We start from the raw sequence: 599 nt of genomic DNA, 5'->3' as shown, positions 1-599 counted from the left end.
GTGAGCAACCTCTACAACCGCTATGGCGGCGTCGCCGGTTCGGCCTATGTGGTGGCCGGCGTTGGCTTCAACGTGCTGAAGAACAACAATGTGCTTTTGGTGCCGATCCGCACTGGTGTCGGTGCCCGGCTCGGCGTCAATCTCGGCTATCTGAAGCTCACCGAACGCGCCACGTGGAATCCGTTCTGAGCTAATCCCGTTCCGTTGCGGCAAAGCCTTGCCGCAACGCTGGATTTCCGCCATGTCAACGTGGCACAGTCCTGCATTAGCGGTTGCCGTCCACAACGGGTAGTCACTTGGTCCAATCGGTCCTGTTCTTCGTCCTCGGCTTTCTCTGCGCCGGCTTCCTGGCGCTTATGATTGCTCCGGCCATATGGCGCCGCGCCGTCGCCCTGACGCGCAAGCGCATCGAAGCCTCGATACCTCTGACGCAAACCGAGATCCTGGCGGACAAGGATCGCGTTCGCGCCGAGTACGCCATGTCGACGCGCCGCCTCGAAATCAGCGTCAAGGCGTTGCGCGAGAAGGTGGCCGAACAGCTCGTCGAGATCAGTCGCGGCCACGAGGCGATGAAGGGCCTGGCGATCGAGCGCATGGAG

At 61.9% G+C, this 599-nt stretch carries 1 protein-coding gene and 1 pseudogene; both read left to right on the top strand.

The window, feature by feature from the left end; translation table 11 throughout:
• Window positions 1-189, top strand: a 189-nt coding sequence (locus ACXJ7R_RS35820) for an EipA family protein (RefSeq protein WP_457155900.1), incomplete at its 5' end; no start/stop codon positions are given.
• Window positions 190-296: 107 nt separating this feature from the next.
• Window positions 297-599, top strand: a pseudogene (locus ACXJ7R_RS35815) (hypothetical protein); the annotation flags it as partial.

Source organism: Mesorhizobium sp. P5_C1 (genome assembly GCF_054049815.1).
This window is presented reverse-complemented; position numbering and strand designations above follow the sequence as displayed.